This is a genomic window from Shinella sp. GW821-FHT11G07, assembly GCF_058808115.1.
Map to the genome: position 1 here is coordinate 12,895 of NZ_JBXARJ010000026.1, position 19,944 is coordinate 32,838.

The 19,944-nt window shown below is 62.6% G+C and carries 18 protein-coding genes; 8 read left to right on the forward strand and 10 right to left on the reverse strand.

All coding sequences use genetic code 11. The features are described 5' to 3' along the window. The first annotated feature begins 15 nt into the window (after positions 1–15). Positions 16–888 carry an acyl-CoA thioesterase gene (locus AC1RT2_RS30860; protein WP_493108180.1) on the forward strand — a complete coding sequence of 291 codons (873 nt, stop codon included), beginning with the start codon at positions 16–18 and terminating at the stop codon, positions 886–888. 2 nt (positions 889–890) lie between these two features. Then, positions 891–1,778, forward strand: coding sequence for a LysR family transcriptional regulator (locus tag AC1RT2_RS30865; RefSeq protein ID WP_493108182.1), 888 nt, complete (start codon positions 891–893; stop codon positions 1,776–1,778). Positions 1,779–1,824: 46 nt separating this feature from the next. Here AC1RT2_RS30865 and AC1RT2_RS30870 read toward each other — a convergent pair whose 3' ends face one another. Together AC1RT2_RS30870 and AC1RT2_RS30875 are read right to left on the reverse strand one after the other, a co-directional pair. Continuing rightward, a complete protein-coding gene (locus AC1RT2_RS30870) occupies positions 1,825–3,087 on the reverse strand; it encodes an MFS transporter (protein ID WP_493108184.1) in 1,263 nt (420 codons plus the stop codon). 236 nt (positions 3,088–3,323) lie between these two features. After that, the gene (locus tag AC1RT2_RS30875; protein WP_493108186.1) at positions 3,324–4,232 is read right to left on the reverse strand and encodes a LysR family transcriptional regulator; all 909 of its coding nucleotides are present in this window, start codon (positions 4,230–4,232) and stop codon (positions 3,324–3,326) included. A gap of 110 nt (positions 4,233–4,342) precedes the next feature. On the opposite strand from AC1RT2_RS30875, the gene AC1RT2_RS30880 reads away from it, so the two are divergent. Then, on the forward strand, positions 4,343–5,377 hold the full coding sequence (locus AC1RT2_RS30880; RefSeq protein ID WP_493108222.1) for an aldo/keto reductase: 1,035 nt from the start codon (positions 4,343–4,345) through the stop codon (positions 5,375–5,377). 316 nt (positions 5,378–5,693) lie between these two features. Here AC1RT2_RS30880 and AC1RT2_RS30885 read toward each other — a convergent pair whose 3' ends face one another. From AC1RT2_RS30885 to AC1RT2_RS30920, 8 genes are read right to left on the reverse strand one after another with little or no spacing between them, the layout of a single operon-like run. After that, the gene (locus AC1RT2_RS30885) at positions 5,694–7,127 is read right to left on the reverse strand and encodes an aldehyde dehydrogenase family protein (RefSeq protein ID WP_493108188.1); all 1,434 of its coding nucleotides are present in this window, start codon (positions 7,125–7,127) and stop codon (positions 5,694–5,696) included. A 13-nt stretch (positions 7,128–7,140) separates the two neighbouring features. Then, positions 7,141–8,289, reverse strand: coding sequence for a fumarylacetoacetate hydrolase family protein (locus AC1RT2_RS30890; RefSeq protein WP_069063618.1), 1,149 nt, complete (start codon positions 8,287–8,289; stop codon positions 7,141–7,143). Between the two features lie 5 nt (positions 8,290–8,294). Continuing rightward, positions 8,295–9,836, reverse strand: coding sequence for a sugar ABC transporter ATP-binding protein (locus AC1RT2_RS30895; protein ID WP_493108191.1), 1,542 nt, complete (start codon positions 9,834–9,836; stop codon positions 8,295–8,297). Beyond that, positions 9,826–10,800 carry a sugar ABC transporter substrate-binding protein gene (locus AC1RT2_RS30900; RefSeq protein ID WP_069063620.1) on the reverse strand — a complete coding sequence of 325 codons (975 nt, stop codon included), beginning with the start codon at positions 10,798–10,800 and terminating at the stop codon, positions 9,826–9,828. The genes AC1RT2_RS30895 and AC1RT2_RS30900 overlap by 11 nt, the downstream gene beginning before the upstream one ends. Before the next feature lie 23 nt (positions 10,801–10,823). Further along, entirely contained in the window at positions 10,824–11,780 is a 957-nt protein-coding gene (locus AC1RT2_RS30905; protein ID WP_069061946.1) for an ABC transporter permease, read from the reverse strand. A gap of 9 nt (positions 11,781–11,789) precedes the next feature. Continuing rightward, a complete protein-coding gene (locus AC1RT2_RS30910) occupies positions 11,790–12,560 on the reverse strand; it encodes an enoyl-CoA hydratase/isomerase family protein (RefSeq protein ID WP_493108194.1) in 771 nt (256 codons plus the stop codon). Between the two features lie 8 nt (positions 12,561–12,568). Continuing rightward, entirely contained in the window at positions 12,569–13,717 is a 1,149-nt protein-coding gene (locus AC1RT2_RS30915; protein ID WP_493108196.1) for an extracellular solute-binding protein, read from the reverse strand. A gap of 2 nt (positions 13,718–13,719) precedes the next feature. Continuing rightward, positions 13,720–14,913: a CaiB/BaiF CoA transferase family protein gene (locus tag AC1RT2_RS30920; RefSeq protein WP_493108198.1), complete on the reverse strand. Its 1,194-nt coding sequence runs from the start codon at positions 14,911–14,913 to the stop codon at positions 13,720–13,722. A 238-nt stretch (positions 14,914–15,151) separates the two neighbouring features. Between AC1RT2_RS30920 and AC1RT2_RS30925 the strand changes: the two genes are divergently transcribed. From AC1RT2_RS30925 to AC1RT2_RS30945, 5 genes are all read left to right on the forward strand, one after another. Beyond that, a complete protein-coding gene (locus tag AC1RT2_RS30925) occupies positions 15,152–16,348 on the forward strand; it encodes a substrate-binding domain-containing protein (protein WP_493108200.1) in 1,197 nt (398 codons plus the stop codon). Between the two features lie 74 nt (positions 16,349–16,422). Then, positions 16,423–17,256 (forward strand): ATP-binding cassette domain-containing protein, encoded by an 834-nt coding sequence (locus AC1RT2_RS30930; RefSeq protein WP_493108202.1) that lies wholly within the window; start codon positions 16,423–16,425, stop codon positions 17,254–17,256. Then, positions 17,249–18,031 (forward strand): ATP-binding cassette domain-containing protein, encoded by a 783-nt coding sequence (locus AC1RT2_RS30935; protein WP_493108204.1) that lies wholly within the window; start codon positions 17,249–17,251, stop codon positions 18,029–18,031. Before AC1RT2_RS30930 ends, AC1RT2_RS30935 begins: the two co-directional genes overlap by 8 nt. Next, positions 18,006–18,983 carry an ABC transporter permease gene (locus tag AC1RT2_RS30940; protein ID WP_493108206.1) on the forward strand — a complete coding sequence of 326 codons (978 nt, stop codon included), beginning with the start codon at positions 18,006–18,008 and terminating at the stop codon, positions 18,981–18,983. The genes AC1RT2_RS30935 and AC1RT2_RS30940 overlap by 26 nt, the downstream gene beginning before the upstream one ends. Next, positions 18,980–19,936: an ABC transporter permease gene (locus tag AC1RT2_RS30945; protein WP_257946786.1), complete on the forward strand. Its 957-nt coding sequence runs from the start codon at positions 18,980–18,982 to the stop codon at positions 19,934–19,936. The genes AC1RT2_RS30940 and AC1RT2_RS30945 overlap by 4 nt, the downstream gene beginning before the upstream one ends. Positions 19,937–19,944 lie beyond the last annotated feature (8 nt).

The following is a 19,944-nucleotide window of genomic DNA, read 5'->3' on the forward strand; positions in this document are numbered from 1 at the left end:
CGTCGTCTCTGCGTCATGCCGCTGCCCGGCCGCAACCTGATGGCAGTGCAGATGACAGAGATCGCGACCATAGAAAAGCCTGTCGAGCACGGCTCCGCAACCAGTCTTATCGATATCGTCTTTCCCGGAGATACCAACCATCACGGCACTCTGTTCGGCGGAGCCGGACTTGCTCTCATGGATCGCGTAGCCTTCATAGCGGCAACCCGGTTCGGGCGGGCGCCCTTCGTGACCGCCTCTTGCGAGCGGATCGATTTCAGGCAACCCGCACGGATCGGGCACATCGTTGAGTTCACGGCCAGACCGGTCAAGGCTGGACGGCGCTCCTTGACGGTCGAGGTCGAGATGGCGGCGGAGACCATAGTCGGTCGCCAGCGACACACCTGTACGCGCGGCATCTTCCATATGGTCGCGATACCGGAGAGCGGCCACGCGGCGAACTATACATTGCCCGAGCTCGCGGCAGCGGAAACTCTGAACGCCACGGACACCGTTTTCATGGTCGACATCGTCTTTCCGGATCAGGCAAACAGCGTCGGCCGGATGTTCGGGGGCGAGGCGATCGCCTACATGACCAAAGCCGCATTCGTTGCAGCGTCGCGCTACTCCGGCAAGCTGGTCGTCCTCGCCTCATCAGAGCGCATCGATTTCGCACGAGCAATCAAGATCGGTGAAATTGTCGAGGCGGAAGCGCGCGTCGAGCGCGTGGGACGCAGCTCCATGTCCATCGAGACGAAACTTTGGTCCGAAAACCTCCTGACCGGCGAGAGGCATGTTACGGCCACAGGATGTTTCACCATGGTGGCGGTCGATAAAGACCACCGGCCGGTTCCTGTTCGCGATAGCGCCACAGCGGAATCGCTTACCTTTAATCACGGGCGGGCATAACCGTGCTGGACAGGCAACATCTATCGATCTTGCGTGAAGTCGACCGTTTGGGCAGCCTAACGGCTGCGGCTGAGCGGCTGAACGTCTCCCAGTCGGCTCTTAGCCATACGATCCGCAAGTTGGAAGAGCGCTACGGCGTGGCGATGTGGGAAAAGGACGGCCGCAACCTTCGTCTCACAGAGGCTGGCCGCTACATCGTGACACTAGCACAGCGCGTTCTGCCCCAGATTGAAAGGGCCGAGGATGTCCTGTCGGATTATCGCCATGGCCAGCGAGGCTCGCTCAAGATTGGCATGGAATGCCACCCATGCCACCAGTGGCTTATGGGGGTCACAAAGCCCTATCTCATGGAATGGCCGGATGTGGGCCTGGAACTGAAGACATCATTTGCTTTCGGCGGTGTGGCGGCGTTGACGGGGTACGAGATCGATATCCTGATCACGCCGGATCCGATCGAGACGTCCGGCATTCATTATGTTCCAGTGTTCGACTATGAGCTGGTGCTTGCCGTTCCGGCCGATCATCTCCTGACGCTGAAACGCCATGCCGATCCTACGGATCTGCTGAATGAGACACTATTCACCTATCCGGTACCGCCGGAGCGACTGGACGTGTTCACGCAATTTCTGGTGCCCGCCAATTGCCGGCCGCGACATCACCGCAATGTCGAGACGACGGAAATGATGCTCCAGCTCGTGGCGGCAGGGCGCGGGGTCAGCGCCATTCCCAGCTGGCTAGTGCGCCGAGAAGCAGCGGCGCTCGGTGTCTGCCCCGTCCGGATTGGTCAGAGCGGTATCCAGAAAAGCATCCATCTCGGATTAAGAGATGGCGACGACACTGTCGATTTCATCGCCGGGTTTCTCGCGACGTCACGCCAGACATCGGCGTGACGTTTCAGGTGTAAGGCCATCTGGAACGTCTGAACCTTGCAAGCGTTCATCGCGCGATCGCAACCTGCCTGGGCTGACGTAACTTCGGCCAGAGGATCAGCCAGCTCACCAGAACAAGGTTCACGACGTTCCACAGGAAACCATGCAGGAACGCCAGGCGGTAAGACCCGGTCGCGTCGAAGATGTAGCCGGCAGCAAGGCCCCCGCATGCCATGCCGAGCACCGTCGCCATCAGCACCAGGCTGATGCGGATGCCGGCTTCACGTGGCGGCAGGAACTGGCGGATGATCACAGCATACATCGGCACTATGCCGCCCTGGAACAGCCCGAACAAGCCGGAGATCACATAGAGCGAGGCTTGGCTGTTGAAGAACAGATAAAGCAGCAGTGCTGCCGCCTGCATGGAGGAGCCGAGGATCAGCATCGGGCCGGCCCCGATCCGGTCCGCGACCACGCCGGAAGCGAGACGGCTGACGACGCCAAGGCCGAGCATCAGCGACACGATCTGCGTGCCTACGGCGACGCCGTACCCGAGATCGCCGCAATAGGCCACGATGTGGACCTGCGGCATCGACATCGCCATGCAGCACGCAAACCCCGCGACGACGAGAATGCCTTGCAGCACATTGGGCTTGAGGCCGAGTTCCTCGCGCGCCGCTTCGGTCGCCGCATCAGCCTCGGCATAAGCCGCAGTCTGCAGGCGCCGCTTCAGCAGAAGTCCGATCGGCACCATCACCAAAGGGACGAACAGGCCGATGCCGACATGGGTGGCCCGCCAGCCCTGCGCCGTTACAAAATGCTCGATGATCAGCGGCCATACCGCGCCGGAGAGATAGCTACCCGAGGCGGCGAAAGTGACGGCAAGTGCGCGCCGCTTGCGGAACCAGTGGGACAGATCGGAAATCAACGGCGAGAATCCAGCAGCGGAGCCGAGGCCGATCACCGCGGAAATCGCGGCGAACTGCCAAATGTTGCTTGTGAAGGCGGCGGCGATATAGCCGATGCAGAGCAGAAAAGCGCCAATCAGCACCGGTGCGACAATGCCGACCCGATCCGCGAGGCGTCCCATCGCCACCCCACCGAAGGCGAAGCCCAGCATGGTGTAGGTATAAGGCAGCGAGGCGCCGCCGCGCAACGTGTCGAACTCGAGTTGGAGGGTCGGCAGCACCACCACGATCGACCAATTGCCGACGCACGCAACAGTGCCAAGAATGAGTGTGAGCACCAGCCGTAACCAGGCATAGTTTGAATCGACGCCGCCGACTTCGATTCCACTAGGCGCGCTCATCCGCTTCTCCAAATCTGCCATGTCGAGTCCGTCTTCAACCCGGTTTTGTACATTGAATGCGATTGGCTTTACAGTGTCGATAGGGCTCGCAATCTGGACCTTTAGCTCCGTGGCACTTGTTGTCTGGCTCACCCGATAGACTGGGTAAGTCCAACTGGCTGAACTTGCCATTCGGGGGGCCGTTTGATGGGGCAACGTCGGCGGTCTTAAAGGGATCAGAACCACTGATCCTTTGTTGGCTCAGTTGAGCATCCGCCTCAGTCGGAAAGTCGCGCCCGCGCCGCCAGGAAGTCAAGCATCACCCTCACCCGGGACGGAAGCGTACCGCCCTGGCCCTGAAACACCGCATGGAAGGTCTCGCGATCTCCTGGGTTGAGGTGCTCGGCAACTGGCACCAGCCGCCCGGCAGCGATATCGTCGCGGACCGTGAACGTCGCCATCCGCGCCAATCCGACACCTGCTAGCGCCAGCCGGCGCAGCCCCTCCCCGTCGCTCACTCGCACCCTTTCGCTTGGCGGCAGCTGGATGGTCAAACCGTTCTCTATCACCGGCCATCCATCCACAGCCCTGGCATAGTTCAGGCTCAGGCGGTTGTGGGTTCTGAGGTCGTCCAAGCTTTCCGGCTTGCCTTGGCATTCGAGATAGGACGGCGCCCCGACGATGGTCATCGACGTACTGCCGAGCTTGCGCGCGATCAGCGTCGACGACTTCAGCGGACCAGCGCGGATCGCGATATCGACGCGCTCGGCCATCAGGTCGACGACAGCGTCGGTCTGGATAATGTCGACGGCGAGTTCCGGAAACGAACCCAGAAGGTCCGGCAGAAGCGGCATCAGCACATGCGTAGCAAAGGAAGCGCTGGCGTTGAGGCGAACGCGGCCGGCAGGGGTGTCGCCGGCCGCTGCCTGCCTCTCCGCATCATCGATATCGGCGAGGATGCTGGCCGCGCGCTCGTGAAATGCGCATCCCTCCGGCGTCAACTGCAATTGACGCGTCGACCGGTTGATCAGCCGAACGCCAAGCCTCTCTTCGAGCCTCTGCACCAGCTTGCTCACCGCCGATGGCGTCATGCCGCATTCGCGAGCAGCTGCTGAGAAGCCGCCGAGTTCGACAGCCCTGACAAAGACGGCCATTTCGCCGGAGCGATTGATATGTTGTCGCGCCATGTGACTTCAGCTCACAAATGATGTTCCTGCAAATGGTCTATCTATCAAATCCCCAAGACACCACCTTCGATTTGCCAACGCAGACATGCTCGCACAAAGGAGTTCGAACAATGGAATACAGACGGCTTGGATCGTCCGGGTTGAACGTTCCCGCGCTGTCTTTCGGCGCCGGGACGTTCGGTGGCAAAGGGCCGCTTTTCAGCGCGTGGGGCAACAGCAACGACACCGAGGCACGCCGGCTTATCGACATCTGCATGGAGGCGGGCGTCAATCTTTTCGACACGGCAGATGTCTATTCGGACGGGGCTTCCGAAGAAGTGCTCGGCGCGGCGATCAAGGGACGGCGCAGCGACGTTCTGATCTCCACCAAAATGGCGCTGCCCATGGGCGACGGCCCGAACGATGCCGGGTCCTCGCGTTCGCGCCTGATCAAGGGCGTTGACGATGCGCTGCGCCGGTTGGGTACCGATTACATAGACCTGATGCAACTGCACGCCTTCGATGCCTTCACACCCGTCGAAGAGGTGTTGTCGACACTCGACACGTTGGTGAGCGGTGGAAAAATCCGGTATGTCGGCGTTTCCAATTTCGCCGGCTGGCAACTGATGAAGTCGCTGGCAGCGGCAGAGAAAGGCGGCTATCCGCGCTATGTCGCTCATCAGGTCTATTATTCGCTGGTGGGGCGCGATTATGAATGGGAATTGATGCCGCTTGGGCTCGATCAGGGCGTCGGCGCGCTCGTCTGGAGTCCGCTCGGATGGGGGCGCCTCACCGGAAAGATCAGACGTGGCCAAGCCTGGCCGAACGGAAGCCGCCTGCATGATACGGCCTCGTTCGGTCCGCCGGTCGATGACGAAAAGCTCTACGACATCGTCGATGTGCTTGACGAACTGGTGGGTGAAACCGGCAAGACGATCCCACAAATCGCCATCAACTGGCTGCTGCAGCGCCCGACGGTCTCAAGCGTCATCATTGGCGCCCGCAACGAAGAGCAGCTACGTCAGAACCTGGGTGCCATGGGCTGGTCGTTGACCCCGGACCAGACAGCGCAGCTCGACAAGGCCAGCCGGAAGACCGCCGCCTACCCGTACTTCCCCTATCACCTCCAGCAAGGCTTTGCGCGCCTGAACCCGCCGACGGTGTGATCCCCTTCCCATTCTGACAAGCGGGTGCGTACGGCACTGCAGAATTGGGAGTACGATCTCCGCCAATAACCACTTACTAAGAAACCGGCCGGGTGATTTTGCCCGGCCTTTTCACGAGAATGGCGACGGCCTGGCCAAACTGGACCTGTCGACTTGGTGTGATAAGCAAGGATTCAAGAATTGCAAAACTCTTGAAAGGAGCCGAACCATCGACCCGATATCCCATGCTAATGCATAATTCCGAATCGGGAGGCAATCTGCTCACCTTGTTAAAAGTATACTCACCACTACCCGGAAAAGCCGGACAGCCTTTGTCTCACGCCAGGGTGTAGGCGGTCTTGACGGTTGTGTAGAATTCGTTGGCGTAGCGGCCCTGCTCGCGCGAGCCATGCGACGAGCCCTTGCGGCCGCCGAAAGGCACATGGAAATCAACGCCCGCCGTCGGCAGGTTGACCATGACCATGCCGGCCTCGGCATTGCGCTTGAAATGCGTCGCGTGCTTGAGGCTCGTGGTGGCAATGCCGGAGGACAGACCGAACGGCGTGTCGTTGGCGACGGCCAGCGCCTCCTCGTAGTCCTTGACGCGGATGACCGCGGCGACCGGGCCGAAAATCTCTTCCCGCGAGATGCGCATGTCGTTCGTCGCCTCGGTGAAGAGCGCGGGCGCCAGATAGAAGCCGGGCGTGTCGCGCTTCAGCAACTCACCACCGAAGGCGAGTTTTGCACCCTCTTGTCTGCCTATCTCGATATAGTCCGTGTCCTGCTTCAGTTGGGTTTCATCGACCACCGGACCGATATGCGTGCCGGCCTTCAGCGCATCATCGACGACGACGCTCTTCAGGCGCTCACCGACGGCAGCGACGAACTTGTCGTGGATGCCTTCCGTCACGATGACGCGCGAGGAGGCCGTGCAGCGCTGGCCGGTGGAGAAGAAGGCCGAGTTCACAGCGGCTTCCACGGCGACGGTGAGGTCCGCATCGTCGAGCACGACGAAGGGGTTCTTGCCCCCCATTTCGAGCTGGTATTTGCGGTTATGTTCGACGGAGGCAAGTGCGACGCGTTTGCCCGTTCCGGTCGAGCCGGTAAACGTGATGGCCTGCACGTCGGGACTGTCGAGCATGGTCTGGCCGACGACAGAGCCCTTGCCCATGACGAGGTTCAGCACCCCCTTCGGCAGGCCGGCGCGCACGAGGATATCGACGATCGCCCAGGAACAGCCGGGTACGAGTTCGGCCGGCTTGAAGACGACGGTATTGCCGTAACACAGCGCCGGCGCGATCTTCCAGGCGGGGATGGCGATCGGGAAATTCCACGGCGTGATGATGCCGACGACGCCGACCGGTTCGCGGGTGATCTCGACGCCGATGTTCGGGCGCACCGAGGGCAGCACTTCGCCGGCAAGGCGCAGGCACTCACCTGCGAAGAAATCGAAGATCTGGCCGGCGCGCACCGTCTCGCCGATGCCTTCGGCCAGCGTCTTGCCCTCTTCGCGCGACAGCAGGCGGCCGAGTTCGTCCTTGCGGGCGAGAATCTCGTCGGCGGTCTTGCGCAGGATCGCATGGCGTTCGAGGATGCCGGAGCGCGACCAGGCCGCGAAAGCCGCCTTCGCCGCCGCGATTGCCGCCTTGGTGTCTTCGACCGAAGCGCGGGCATATTCGCCCACCACGTCGTCGGTATTCGACGGGTTGATGTTGCGAATTGCGTCCGAGCCGACCCATTCGCCGGCAATCAGGTTCTGGTGCATCGTCATGATAGATCTCCGTCTAGATCAGCTTGCGCGCGGCAAGGTTGCGCATGAGATGGGACGCGCCGAAAGTCCAGGGCGGGCATTCGTTGGACAGCTTCACTGTGTTGACGAGAGCACCGAGCTTCTCGTTGGAAATTGTCACGACGTCGCCGATCTTGTGAGTAAATCCCTGGCCCGGCGCATCACGGTCCTCGACGGGCGCAAAGAGCGTGCCGAGAAACAGCACGAAGCCATCCGGATATTGGTGATGCGCGCCGCGCGTCTGGGCGACGAGATCGAGGGGGTCGCGGCTGATTTCCTTCATCGAACTTTTGCCGCGCAGCACGAAGCCGTCCTTGCCTTCGACGCGCAGGTCCAGTTCCGCATTGCGCACGTCGTCGATCGTATAGGTTTCGTCGAACAGGCGGATGAACGGGCCGATCGAGCAGGAGGCGTTGTTGTCCTTGGCCTTGCCGAGCAGCAGGGCCGAACGCCCTTCCACATCGCGCAGGTTCACGTCATTGCCGAGCGTCGCACCCTTGACGCGGCCTTCGCTATCGACTGCAAGCACGATTTCCGGTTCGGGATTGTTCCACTTCGAAATCGGATGCAGGCCGACGGCGGCACCCGTCCCGACGGAAGACATGATCTGCGATTTCGTGAAGATCTCGGCGTCAGGGCCGATGCCGACTTCGAGATATTGCGACCACAGGCCTTCCTCGATCAGCGCGGACTTCACCCGCTGAGCGTCTTCCGATCCTGCCTTCAGGTCGCGAAGGCTGGCGCCGATGATCTGCGACACCTTTTCCCGGATGTTTGCAGCGCGCTCGGGATTGCCCGCCGCGCGTTCTTCGATAACCCGCTCGATCATCGAACGGGCGAAGGTGACGCCGCTGGCCTTGATCGCCTGAAAATCGATCGGCGCCAGCAGGTGAAGCTGGGAGCGGCTCGGCTCGCTGTGCGACAGCAGGTTTTCCAGCGGCCCGAGTTCGCGGCCTTGCGCGTTGCGGACAAAATCCGCCGGTGCCTCCAGCTCCAGAAGATCACGCACCGTAGCGCAGGCCTTCGCCGTGATATCGTAGACGCGGCCGTCGCGGATCGTCACGAGGACCGGCCCTTCGGCCTCCGGCGACCAGACCCGGCCGACGAAACATCCTGTTGCAAAGCTTGAAATAGTATCGGTCACGACGATCAATGCTCCCTGAAAGCCAATGTCAATATTCGGTCTTCGCTCATTTCCGCCCGCTCGAGAATACCGGCAAGCCGGCCCTTCGACAGCACCGCCACGCGGTCGCAGAGGGCAAGGATTTCCGGTACCTCGGACGAGGCCATGAGCACGGTCAGGCCCCGTTCGGCAGCCTGCGCGATGATGGTGTACAGATCAGCCTTCGCTCCCACGTCCACGCCATGGGTCGGCTCGTCGAGAAGCAGCAGCTGCGGTTCGGCCATGAGCGCGCGAGCGAAAATGACCTTCTGCTGGTTGCCGCCCGACAGCGTGGAGATCGGTTGCGTGTCGCTCGCCATGCGAATGCCGAGGCTTTTGGTGAAGGCCGCCATGCGGTCCGCCTCCCCGCTGCGATCGGAGAGGAACCGACCGGCGAAACGCCGCAGGCTAGAAATGGCCGCATTGTCGCGCACGGAATGTTGCGGGAGGATGCCCGCCGTCTTGCGCCCCTCCGGCACCAGCACCACGCCGCTTTTCACCGCCTCGCTCGGATCACGAGGCGCAAAGTGCTGCTGATTGAGGGTCAACTGCCCTGATTTCACGGATCTGACGCCATGAATCACATCGAGAAGTTCGGTGCGTCCGGCCCCGACCAGGCCGAACAGGCCGAGGACCTCGCCCCGCCGCACCTCAAGGCTGATGTCCTCGAGATGCGTGCCATCAGAGACGTTCTTCAGCGACAGCGCGACGGTCTTCTCATCGATGGCGCGCGGCTTGTAATCATAAATCGCCGGCTTTCCGGTCATGTCGGCAATGAGCTGTTCTCGGCTTGTCTCTGCCGGTCTGCGCTCGCTGACGATGGCGCCGTTGCGCAGAACCACCAGTCGGTCGCAGAGGCCCAGCGCCTCCTCGAGACGATGCGTGATGAAGATGATCGCCGTGCCGGCATCCCGCGCATTGCGGACGTAGGAGAAGAAGCTCTCTACCTCGTGCGGCGTCAGCGATGAGGTCGGCTCGTCGAGGATCAGCAGGCGCGGCTGGCGCCCGGCCGCCTTGGCGATCTCGATCAACTGCTGCTCGCCGGCGCGAAGCCCGCCCGCTTCCTGCTCAGGGTCGAGTGCCCCGGCGCCGACCCTTTCGAGCAAGGCCTTGGACGAGGCGCGCATCAGCGCTTTGTCGACGAAGCCAAGCGGTGTACGCGGAAAGCGTCCAAGATACAGATTTTCCGCGACCGAAAGTGCCCCGACCACCGAAAGCTCCTGGTGGACGAAGCTGATGCCGGCGGCGATGCCATCGCCGACATTGCCGAACCGCACCGGCTCGCCGGCAAGATCGAAGGTGCCGGAATCGGCCGTGAGGCCGCCGGACAGGATATGCATCAGCGTCGATTTGCCGGCGCCGTTTTCCCCGAGCAACCCGACCACCTCGCCCGGATGGAGATCGAGATCGACGGAATGCAGCACCGCATTGCCGGAAAAGGCCTTTGCGACCGCGCGGGCACGAACGAGCGGCTGACCGTGACCGGCGCGAGGCGCGCCGGTCGTGTTTTCGATGACGTTACTTGGCATCGGCGGGGGTCAGCAGGTTACCGACGACGGGGATGACCTTGGCCGGCGGCTCAGTGCCGGCGGCGAGGTAGTTATAGAGCAGCACGCTTGCATCCAGAGCCTGCTGGTAAGGCGCCTGGTCGAGCAGTCCGACCATCTCGCCGGTCTTGAGATACTGCATGTTGTCAGGCGTATGGTCGAAGCCGACGACACCAACCTTGCCGGTCAGGCCGAGGTCCTTGACGGCCTTCGCCGCGCCGAACGGGCCACCCGCCGTGACATAGACCATCGACAGATCGGGATTGGACGTCATCATGTCCTGAACGAGCGAATAGGCCTCTTCCGCCTTGTCCTTGTTCTCGAACGGGCCGACGATCTGGATATCTGGCGCATTGGCCTTCAGATAGTCGACAGCACCGTTCATGCGCTGGGTGTGCTGAGTGGCGCCGAAATAGCCAGTGATCACGCCGAGCTTGCCCTTGCCGTTCATCTTTTCCTGGATGAACTTGCCGATCTGCTCGCCAGCGGACGTCGCATCCTGGCCGATGAAGGCGAGGCGCTCGGAGGGAGCGGCCCCTTCCGCGACGATGTTGAAGACCGGCACGCCGGCTTCCGTCGCCTCGTTGATGATGCGGGCCGTGCCGTCGAAGATCGGAACGACCACGATGCCGTTATACTGCTTGGCCAGCGCGCCCTCGATACCGGCGACGACCGCTTCGGCCGAAAGCTCGTTGCCGAGATCGACGAAATCGACCGTAGCGTTGAAACCCTTCAGATAGTCGTTGGCGGCCTTGGCGCCGTCGGTCACCGGGGTCCAGAACGGATTGTTCTGGAATGACAGGAAGGCAATCTTGATCGGCCCCTTCGTGTTTTCGGCGGCGGCGACCGTGCCGCCCTTCGGCGGTTCCGCCGCGTTCGCCACGGAAAATACCGATGCGACACCGAATGCGGCCGCAGCCGTCAATTTCGTGATTTTTCTGATCATGTTCATCTCCTCCACTAGGTTGATCAATCGTCTTCGCTGCCGCGCTGCAGGCCGTCCAACGCCACGGCGAAGATGATCACCAACCCCTTGGTGACGACCTGCCAGTAGGCGGAAATGCCGAGCAGCACGAAAGCATTGTTGAGCAGCGCCATCAGCAGCGCGCCGATGACGACGCCCGCAATCGAGCCCCGACCGCCGCTGAGCGCCGTGCCGCCGAGGATGACTGCGGCGATAACGTCGAGTTCGTAGCCGACGCCGAGATTGGGATCAGCGCTTGCCAGGTTGCCGGACAGGATGATTCCGCCGAGACCGGCCAGTAGGCCGCAGAAGGCGAAAATGAAGAGGCGCGTCGCCTTCAGATCGACGCCTGCGAGGCGCGACGCCTTCGGATTGTCGCCGATCGCGTAAATCTCGCGGCCGCGCACCGTGCGCACGGAAAAGACATGCACGACGACGGCCAGAACAATCATCAGCAGGAAGGAGACCGGGATGCCGGCGATGCGGCCCGCGCCGACGAATTCGGCAAAGCCGCCCATCGGAACCGGAATGCCGCCCGTCATCAGGAGCGCGATACCGCGCGCGACCGACAGGGTGCCGAGCGTGGCGATGAACGGATTGATCTTCAGCCGCGTATAGAGCAGGCCGTTGACGATGCCGCAGCCGAGGCCGGTGAGAAGACCCGCGATGAGGCCGACGCTTTCCAGCCCCGTATCCCTGATGACGACGGCCGCGACCACGGCAGAAAGGCCGATGACCGAACCGACCGACAGATCGATGCCGCGGCCGATGATGACCAGCGCCTGGCCGAGCGCCACGATGGCGACGACCGACGCCTGCCTGCCGATGTTCAAAAGATTGCGCGGCGCGAGAAAATACTCGCTTGCAAAGGAAAGATAGGCGGCGACTACGAAAAGCATCAGGAGAACCGATGCTTCGCGGTGGCGCCCGAGACGCTTGAGCGTGGAAAGTCCCGTATTCATGGCGCGCTCCTATCGCCGCCGGAAGACCGGCGGGCGCTTCTCCTTGAAGGCCTGGCGGCCTTCCTGGGCGTCGGCGGTCGCAAAGCAGATCGTCTGGAGGTCGCGCTCGTATTCGACAGCCTTTTCATGTGGCATCGAGGCTGCGGCCTTGAGGTTGAGCTTGGCGGTTTCCGCCGCGATCGGCGCGCGGGAGGCGATCGTTTCCGCGATGGCCCGTGCCCGCGGCAGCAGGTCCTCGGAACTCACCACATCGCTGACGAGGCCCCATTGCTGCGCCTTGTCGGCGCTGACGGGATCGCCCGTCATGATCATCAATGCCGCATTCGACGGGCCGATCGAATGTGCGAGGCCTGCCGCCATGCCACCGCCACCGATCCAGCCGAGCTTGATTTCGGGCGCGGCGAACTGCGCGTTGGACGAGGCGATGCGAATGTCGCAGGCCATGGCCGTTTCGAGCCCGCCGCCGAAGGCATAACCGTTGACGGCGGCGATCGTCGGCTTCAGCAGCGCGTGAATGGCATCGCAATAGTCCTCGCGGTTGCGGAACTGCCAGGGCGTCTCGTAAGTATCCAGTTCGCGGATATCGGAGCCCGCACAGAACGCGCGCGCGCCGGCACCCGTCAGGATGACGCAGCGGATCGTGTCACTGTCGTTGCATTCCTCGACCGCCGCCACGATGGCCTCGGCCATTTCGGGCGTGACGGCGTTCAGCTTGGCCGGGCGGTTCAGGGTGATCGTCGCGATCGCGCCGTCCACCTCGAAAATGATCTCCTCCGTCATGTCGTCTCCTATCGCTCCTCACCGCCACGCCTGTGGGCGCGGTAGAGGTCCTGCAGTTGGGCGAGCACGCTCGCGGCCGCCGCGTTTGTTTCGAATGCGTCGCGCAAGAGCGCGGATGCCTTGGTCTGGAAGGCGATGTAGCCTTCATGGCGCGGGCGCACGTAAGCCACCTCGATTGTCTCCGCCGTCTGACGGTAGAAGCCGTTCCAGCGCCGGTTGACGCCATTGTCGAACCAGGCCTCCCGCCGCGAAGGCTGGCCGTCATGGGCGGGAATGAAATTGATCTGCGCGTCACGGCTCATCAGCCAGAGCAGATGCGCCTTCAGTTCCGGGCTTGGATCGCAACGCTTCGAGATGCCGATGCCGGTTCCGCCGAGCGTGGAGCCGGGGCGACCGCCCGCGACACGGCGCGGCGCATTCGCAAAGGCGACCGGCTTTCCGACATCGGGCGCCGAGTAGTTCACATAGCCATAGACGAGCGGGCACAGCACCACGTCATCAGACGCGGCCATATGGCCGAGAATGCCGATCGGGTTCTTTTCCCTGACGACACGCGGGCTGCGCGACGCCAGTTCCGCCATCAGGTCATAGACCGCAGTCCCGGCTTCTGCGGAGATCAGGACATCCGGGTCCGCTTCGGCCGGCGGCTCGCCATAGGCGGCGGCAATCGACAGGAAACTCAGGGCCGCATGCGGCCCTGCCAGCGACAGGGCGACCTTGCCGGTACGGCGGGAAAGATCGGCAACGGCCGCCCAGGTCTCCGGTGCGGCGCCTTCGACGAGATCGGCGCGCAGCGCCATTACCTGTGCCGCGGCATCCAGCGGCAATGCCCAATGCTGGCCGGCATAGCGATAGCTCGACAGGGACGGACCGATGCTTTCGGCGGCAAGCGCCTCGACCACATCGGCACCGAACACGCTTTCGAGCGATTGCAGGCATTTACCGCCGACCGCTTCGCCGACATGCGGATGGTCGAGGACGACGAGATCGTAACGCGCGCAGAGGTCGGCGATCGGATGCGACTCGAACCCTTCGAGCGGCTGCTTTTCCCATTGGATATCGAGGCCGGCCGCGATGACCTCGTCCTGCTTTGCGGCTGCGGCGAGTGCGTTGAACCCGCGCGGATGTTCCCAGGTCAGTGCCTTGATCGTCGCCATGGTCAGATCGTTCCCGTCGCGACGGCGCCATTCGCCACGAGCGCGGCGATCGCCGCATCGTCGTAGCCGGCCTCCTTCAGCAGTTCGTGCGTGTGCTGGCCGGTAACGGGCGCGCCCCGCTCGACGGTGGACGGGGTTTTAGAAAACTTGATCGGGAAGCCCGGCGTCTTGACCCGGCCTTCCGTCGGATGGTCGTAATCGACGAAGGTGCCGTTGTGCTTGATCTGCTCGTCCTCGACGAGATCGGCATAGCCGTAGACCGGGCCGCACCAGATATCGGCGGCGCGCAGCAATTCGAGCCACTCGGCCGAGGACCGGGCCTTCAGCCGGTCGCGGGTCTTGGCGAAAATTTCGTCGCGCCGTGCCCAGCTATCGACCTCGTCGTCCATCGTCAGGAAACTGTCTTCACCGATCACCTCACCCAGCGTTTTCAGCTTCGGGAAGGCGACGATGATAAAACCGTCGCTGGTGGCGAAGGCGCCGTAGGGTGCGCGGATGTAGACATGGGCATGCGGCTCGGCGGAGCGTTGCTGCGGTTTGCCGCCCACCGTGAAGACCGAAAGCTCCTGCATCTGGATCGTCGTGATGGCATCCAGCATGTTGACCTGCACAAGCTGGCCCTCACTGGTCCGTTCACGATGAAACAGTGCGGCAAGCGCGCCTTCGAAGGCCGTATAAGCTGTGATCGCATCAACGAGATACTGACCGGCGGCCGTCGGCGGCTCGCCCTCACGGCCGGCCGACAGCATGGCGCCGGACATGCCTTGGAGAACGAGATCCTGTCCCGGACGGTTCACATAGGGGCCGTCTTCGCCATAGCCCGACATCGACACATAGACGAGTCGCGGATTGATCTTCGACAGCGTTTCGTAATCGACGCCGAGGCGCTTGGCGACGCCGGGACGATAGTTCTGCAGGAAGACGTCAGCCGTCTTCACGAGATCCAGTAAGACCTTCTTGCCGTCGTCCGACTTGAGGTCGACGGCAAGCGAACGCTTGTTTCGATTGAGCGACAAAAACGAGACGTTGACGCGATTACCGCCAGCGCCGCCGGCCGCGACATGGCGTTGCCATTCACCCGTCGTCGGTTCGACCTTGACCACGTCCGCCCCCAGATCGCCAAGCCGCTGGGCCGCAAACGGTCCCGCCATGGCGATAGAGCAATCCAGAACTCTGATACCCGACAAAACACCCATATTCGGTCGCTCTCCTGCAAGTCTTTAAGTTGGCGGGAACTTAGCGGATAAATTTGGCCTGTCCAGAGTGAGCGCTAACTATTTTTGAATTGCGCCGGCAAAATTATCGCATCATAATCGCAGTTATCAAGCGCGACCTAATGAGCGCTAACTTTGACATTGACCAACGGATACGTGATGAATAGATAATTCATTGGTAAAGGTGGAGCGGCCCAAGTGCCGCTGGAGGAGGAAATCAATGAAGACGTTTCAATCAGGCTTACGCCTGAGCTTGCTTGCCGCCGCGCTGCTTTCGTCGGCCGCAGTACCCGCATACTCAGACGCCCGGTCCGATGCATTGCAGGCTCTGCCGGAAAACGTGCGTGCGCTCTACACCGACGCCGTCGATGTGGCGCAGGGCGCACTCGCCGACTTCAAAGCACCAGCCAAGCCGTGGCGCTGGTGCCATTCGGAATCCTATATGGGCAATCCCTGGCGCGTGACCTTCAATGACGAGCTCGCCCGTCTCGTCAACGGCGCCAAGGAAGCCGGCGACGTCTCGGAGTTCATCGTTTCCGACTCCAACGGCGACGCCACGCAGCAGATCTCGCAGATCCGCGCCTTCATCGAACGCGGCTGCTCGGTCATCACAACGATTGCCGGCTCCTCGACGGCGCTCAATGCCGTCATCGAAGACGCGCAGAAGGCAGGCATTCCCGTCATCACGTCCGCAGGCGCGGTGACGACGCCCGCTGCCATCAATGTCATGCACAACCAGAACCTCTGGGGCTACCAGATGGGCAAGGGCATAGCCGAGGCACTGCCCAATGGCGGCACCATCCTTCAGGTCGAAGGCATTTCCGGTCACCCGCTGGTGCAGCAGGAAAATGCAGGCCTCGACAAGGCCGTTGCCGAAAGCGGCAATCTGACGATTGCCCGCAAGGTGAGCGGCGAATGGACCGGCACGACCACCAAGTCCGCCGTTCTGCAGGCGCTGGCAACGACGCCGCAGCAGATCGATGCGGTGTGGTCCACCGGCAGCGAGGCCCGCTTCATTGCCGAGGCCTTTCAGCAGGCCGGCCGGCCTCTCCCGCTGATCGCAGGCTCCATTTCGGGCGATGCGCTCGGCTTCTGGCACGAAAACCAGGACACCTTTAAATTCTACGGCGGCGAGGTCTCGCCGCATGTTGCCGCGCAGAACGCGTTCCGCGTCGCCCTGCGCATCATCGAAGGCCAGAAGCCGATCGTGAACACGATCATCGCCCCGATGCCCACCATCACGCAGGCCGACCTGCCGACCTGGTACAAGGACTGCATGAAGCCGGATTCGGCCGCGATCTTCCCGATCCCGCCGCAGGACCCGTTCTCGGAAGAGCTGCTCAACGGCTATTTCTCGAGCGGCCAGGCTACGCCGCTCTACGATTTCGCCAAGGTCCCTGCCTCCTGCGCGAAGTAATCGCCTGTGCGAGGACCACCGCCGGATGCCCGGCGGTGGTCCCGCCGCGTTCGGCAATGAGAAGGCTGCTGTGAATGCTTGCTACGACACATCCGCAATCCGGACTGGCGGTCACGACGTCCCGGATCCATCGCGTCGTCGCCGAGAACGGCGGGGCAACGCCCCATCGCGGGGGCAGCGTCGAGCTCTCGGTCAGCCACCTGACCAAGCGCTATGGCGAGACGTTGGCCCTCAGCGACGCATCCGTAACGTTCACGGCCGGCATCCACACGATCCTTGGCGAGAACGGCTCCGGCAAGAGCACAATGCTCAAGATCCTCTCCGGCGTCGTTGCGCAAAGCGAGGGCACCGTTTCCCTGAACGGTCTCGCGATCAACCCGCGCACGCCGCGCGACATGCACGATCTCGGCCTTTCCACGGTCTTCCAGGAAGTGCTGATCGCGCCACATCGCACGGTTATCGAAAACATCTTTCTCGGTTATGACGGCCCGCTCAAGCGGCGGATCGCGAAATCCGCGCGCGCGCCGCTCGCCCAGGCGCTGCTTGCCGAAATCTCGCGTTTCCCCATTCCCTTGTCGGCGCAGGCGGGCGAACTGCCGCTTGCAAGCCAGCAACTCATCGTTCTCGCCCGCGCCCTCGTCCGCCTGCCGTCCATCTTGTTGCTCGACGAGGCGACGGCCGCCCTCGACTATGCCGACCGCGATCTCGTCTTCAATGCGATCGAAAACTATGCAGCTGCCGGCAACATCATCATCTTCATTTCGCACCGTCTTGAAGAGGTACGCCGTCTCTCCGACCGCGTCACCGTGCTCAGAAGCGGGCACATCGTCGAAACGCTCGAGCGGGACTGCATTACCGCCGAGAGGCTCCTGAAGCTCATGGCCCCGGAGGCGGTGATCCATGCCTGACGACACCATCCTTCTGCGCTACGATAACCTCGTCCTCGCGCCCGGAAGGGCGCCGCTGTCCGGCGCGATCCGTGCCGGCGAGATCACCGGCATCGCCGGCCTCGAAGGCCATGGGCAGGAGCAATTCCTGTTGGCATTGGCCGGCCTCGGCCGGATCCCCGAAGGCGCGATTACCGTCGAGACGACAGATCGCGGCCCGCTCGGCTATCGCGATCACTACGAAGCGGCGCGGCACGGCGTTGTCTTTCTGCCGCGCGACCGGCGGGCGACCGGCATTTTCCCCGTGCTCTCCGTGCTGGACAATTTCGCAATACCGTCCATGCCGCGTTTTTCACTGGCCGGCATCCTGAACCGCAAGCGCCTGAAGGACGAACTCGCCGCCTACACGGACTTCCTGTCCATCCGCTATCCCTCGGCCGATGCACCGATTTCAGCACTCAGCGGTGGAAACCAGCAGAAGGTACTGCTGGCGCGCCTGCTCGCGCTCAAGCCGCGCGTCATGCTGCTCAACGACCCGACGCGCGGTGTCGATCTCAACACGCGCCTGAAATTCTACGAAGCATTCCGCAAACTTGCGGCCGAAAACGGCATCGCCCTCGTCATCCTCTCGAGCGAGATCGAGGAAATCCTCACGCTTTGCGACACGGTCTCGATCTTCCGGGATTTCGAATGCAGCACGGTTCTCGACCGCGCCTCCATGTCGATGGACCGCGTCATGGCCGCCATGTTCGGCCAGGAAGGACACAGGCATGAGCACCGATCCGATGACATTTAACAAACCGCGCTTCTGGGATCGCAGCGAGACACGCCTCGCAGCGATCCTTTTCGGTGTACTCATTCTGCTCAACGCCGTCCTCAACCCCGTTCGGTTCTCGCCGGCAAACTGGCCGACCGTGCTCGGCCTCGCCGCCCCGATGATCCTTGCAACCATGGCGACGACGCTGCCGTTCCTCGCCGGTCGCGGCTCCATCGACGTATCGGTCGGTCCACTCATGGGCCTCATCAACGTCATCCTCATCAAGGTGGTCATCGGCGATCTCGGCATATCCTCGCCCTGGATCATCGTTCCGGCCGCTCTCCTGCTCGGGCTTGCCTCCGGTGCCCTGAACGGCTTCCTGGCCGCGATCCTGCGCATCCAGCCGATCGTCGCGACCCTCGCCACCTATCTTATCTATAGCGGCCTTGCGCTCTCCATTCTGCCCTCGCCCTCCGGCACCGTGCCGGGATGGCTGTCTGCGCTTTCAGGCCCGTTGTCCTTCATCCCCGTCGGTGTCGTCATCGTCGCCTGGCTCTTCTTCAAGCGGTTGCCATTCTACGAGCTTCTGATGGCCGTCGGCAGCGATGATCGCGCCGCGTTTACCGCCGGGGTGAATGTGCCCGTCATCCGCTTCTTCGCCTATGTGTTTTCCGGTCTGGTCGCCGGTGTCGCCGCCCTTGCGCTAACCGCGCTGATCGGTTCGGGCGACCCGAACATCGGGCCCGGCTATACGCTGATCGCAATTGCGGCGGCCGCCCTTGGCGGCGTCAGTCTCGCCGGCGGCGTCGGCGGGCTGGCGGCAGCCTTCATCGGCGGGGCCGATATTTTCCTGCTGCAGAACGTGCTGACCTCCTTCAACGTCTCCACCTTCATGTTGCAGGCCGCTTATGGCGTCGTGCTGGTGCTCGCCGTTTGCCTCAATTCCGAAACGCTCAAAGCACGGTTCCAGACCTGGAAGGCCAGCCGATGACGACCGCCCTCTTCTCCAACCGCGCCCTGATCGCCTTCATCGGCGTGGTCGTCGTCTTCTTGCTCGGAACGATCTTCATTCCGGGCTTCGGCAGCGCGTTCTCGGTGCGTGCCATGCTGATCCTGGCATCGCTCTTGGCGATCGCTGCCCTCGGCCAGACACTCGTCATGATCCTCGGCGGCATCGACCTTTCGATCCCCTTCGTGATCGGTTTCGCCAACGTCGTCTTCGCCAGCCTCTATGGCAGCGGCATGCCGGCTTTACCGGCCTTTCTCATCGTCATCGCCTGCGCTGGCGCAATCGGCGCGGTGTCCGGCGCGCTATCGGCTGGCCTCTCGATCCACCCGTTGATCGTCACGCTCGGCGTCGGCACGATCGTTCAGGCCGCCGTGCAGCTTTGGACACGCGGCCTTCCTACCGGCTCGGCGCCGCCGTTTATCAATGACTTCGTGTCGCTTGGCGGAACGATCGGCCCACTGCCCTTTCCCTGGCTGATCCCATTCACGCTTGCGCTGACACTCGGATGCGTCTTTGTCTTGCAGCGAACGGTCTACGGTCGTCGCCTCTATGCGCTCGGCTCCAACCTGAAGGCGGCGGAACTTGCCCTCGTGCGACCGGTTGCGATGTGGACGACGACGTTTGCACTCAGCGCGGCCTTCGCCGCCCTTGCGGGCATCCTGCTTGTCGGATTTACGGGTTCATCGAGCGCAACCGTCGGCACGCCCTATCTGTTCCAGACGGTTTCAGCGGTGGTGATCGGCGGCACCGCGCTGATCGGCGGACGCGGCGGTTTCGTCGGCACGGTCGCTGGCGCCATCGTCCTCGTCGAACTGCGCACGCTGCTGATCGGCTTTGGCCTGTCGGAAGCGCTGGTCCAGTCCGCACTCGGCCTGTTGATCCTCCTGCTGGTTGCGGCTTACGGACGCGACCAGCACATCCGCAACCTGATCTGAGGAGAGCC

Coding starts and splice junctions, on each gene's coding strand:
- AC1RT2_RS30860 (WP_493108180.1), top strand. CDS start 16: ATGCCGCTGCCCGGCCGCAACCTGATGGCAGTGCAGATGACAGAGATC.
- AC1RT2_RS30870 (WP_493108184.1), bottom strand. CDS start 3,087: ATGGCAGATTTGGAGAAGCGGATGAGCGCGCCTAGTGGAATCGAAGTC.
- AC1RT2_RS30875 (WP_493108186.1), bottom strand. CDS start 4,232: ATGGCGCGACAACATATCAATCGCTCCGGCGAAATGGCCGTCTTTGTC.
- AC1RT2_RS30880 (WP_493108222.1), top strand. CDS start 4,343: ATGGAATACAGACGGCTTGGATCGTCCGGGTTGAACGTTCCCGCGCTG.
- AC1RT2_RS30885 (WP_493108188.1), bottom strand. CDS start 7,127: ATGACGATGCACCAGAACCTGATTGCCGGCGAATGGGTCGGCTCGGAC.
- AC1RT2_RS30895 (WP_493108191.1), bottom strand. CDS start 9,836: ATGCCAAGTAACGTCATCGAAAACACGACCGGCGCGCCTCGCGCCGGT.
- AC1RT2_RS30900 (WP_069063620.1), bottom strand. CDS start 10,800: ATGATCAGAAAAATCACGAAATTGACGGCTGCGGCCGCATTCGGTGTC.
- AC1RT2_RS30905 (WP_069061946.1), bottom strand. CDS start 11,780: ATGAATACGGGACTTTCCACGCTCAAGCGTCTCGGGCGCCACCGCGAA.
- AC1RT2_RS30910 (WP_493108194.1), bottom strand. CDS start 12,560: ATGACGGAGGAGATCATTTTCGAGGTGGACGGCGCGATCGCGACGATC.
- AC1RT2_RS30915 (WP_493108196.1), bottom strand. CDS start 13,717: ATGGCGACGATCAAGGCACTGACCTGGGAACATCCGCGCGGGTTCAAC.
- AC1RT2_RS30920 (WP_493108198.1), bottom strand. CDS start 14,913: ATGGGTGTTTTGTCGGGTATCAGAGTTCTGGATTGCTCTATCGCCATG.
- AC1RT2_RS30925 (WP_493108200.1), top strand. CDS start 15,152: ATGAAGACGTTTCAATCAGGCTTACGCCTGAGCTTGCTTGCCGCCGCG.
- AC1RT2_RS30930 (WP_493108202.1), top strand. CDS start 16,423: ATGCTTGCTACGACACATCCGCAATCCGGACTGGCGGTCACGACGTCC.
- AC1RT2_RS30935 (WP_493108204.1), top strand. CDS start 17,249: ATGCCTGACGACACCATCCTTCTGCGCTACGATAACCTCGTCCTCGCG.
- AC1RT2_RS30940 (WP_493108206.1), top strand. CDS start 18,006: ATGAGCACCGATCCGATGACATTTAACAAACCGCGCTTCTGGGATCGC.
- AC1RT2_RS30945 (WP_257946786.1), top strand. CDS start 18,980: ATGACGACCGCCCTCTTCTCCAACCGCGCCCTGATCGCCTTCATCGGC.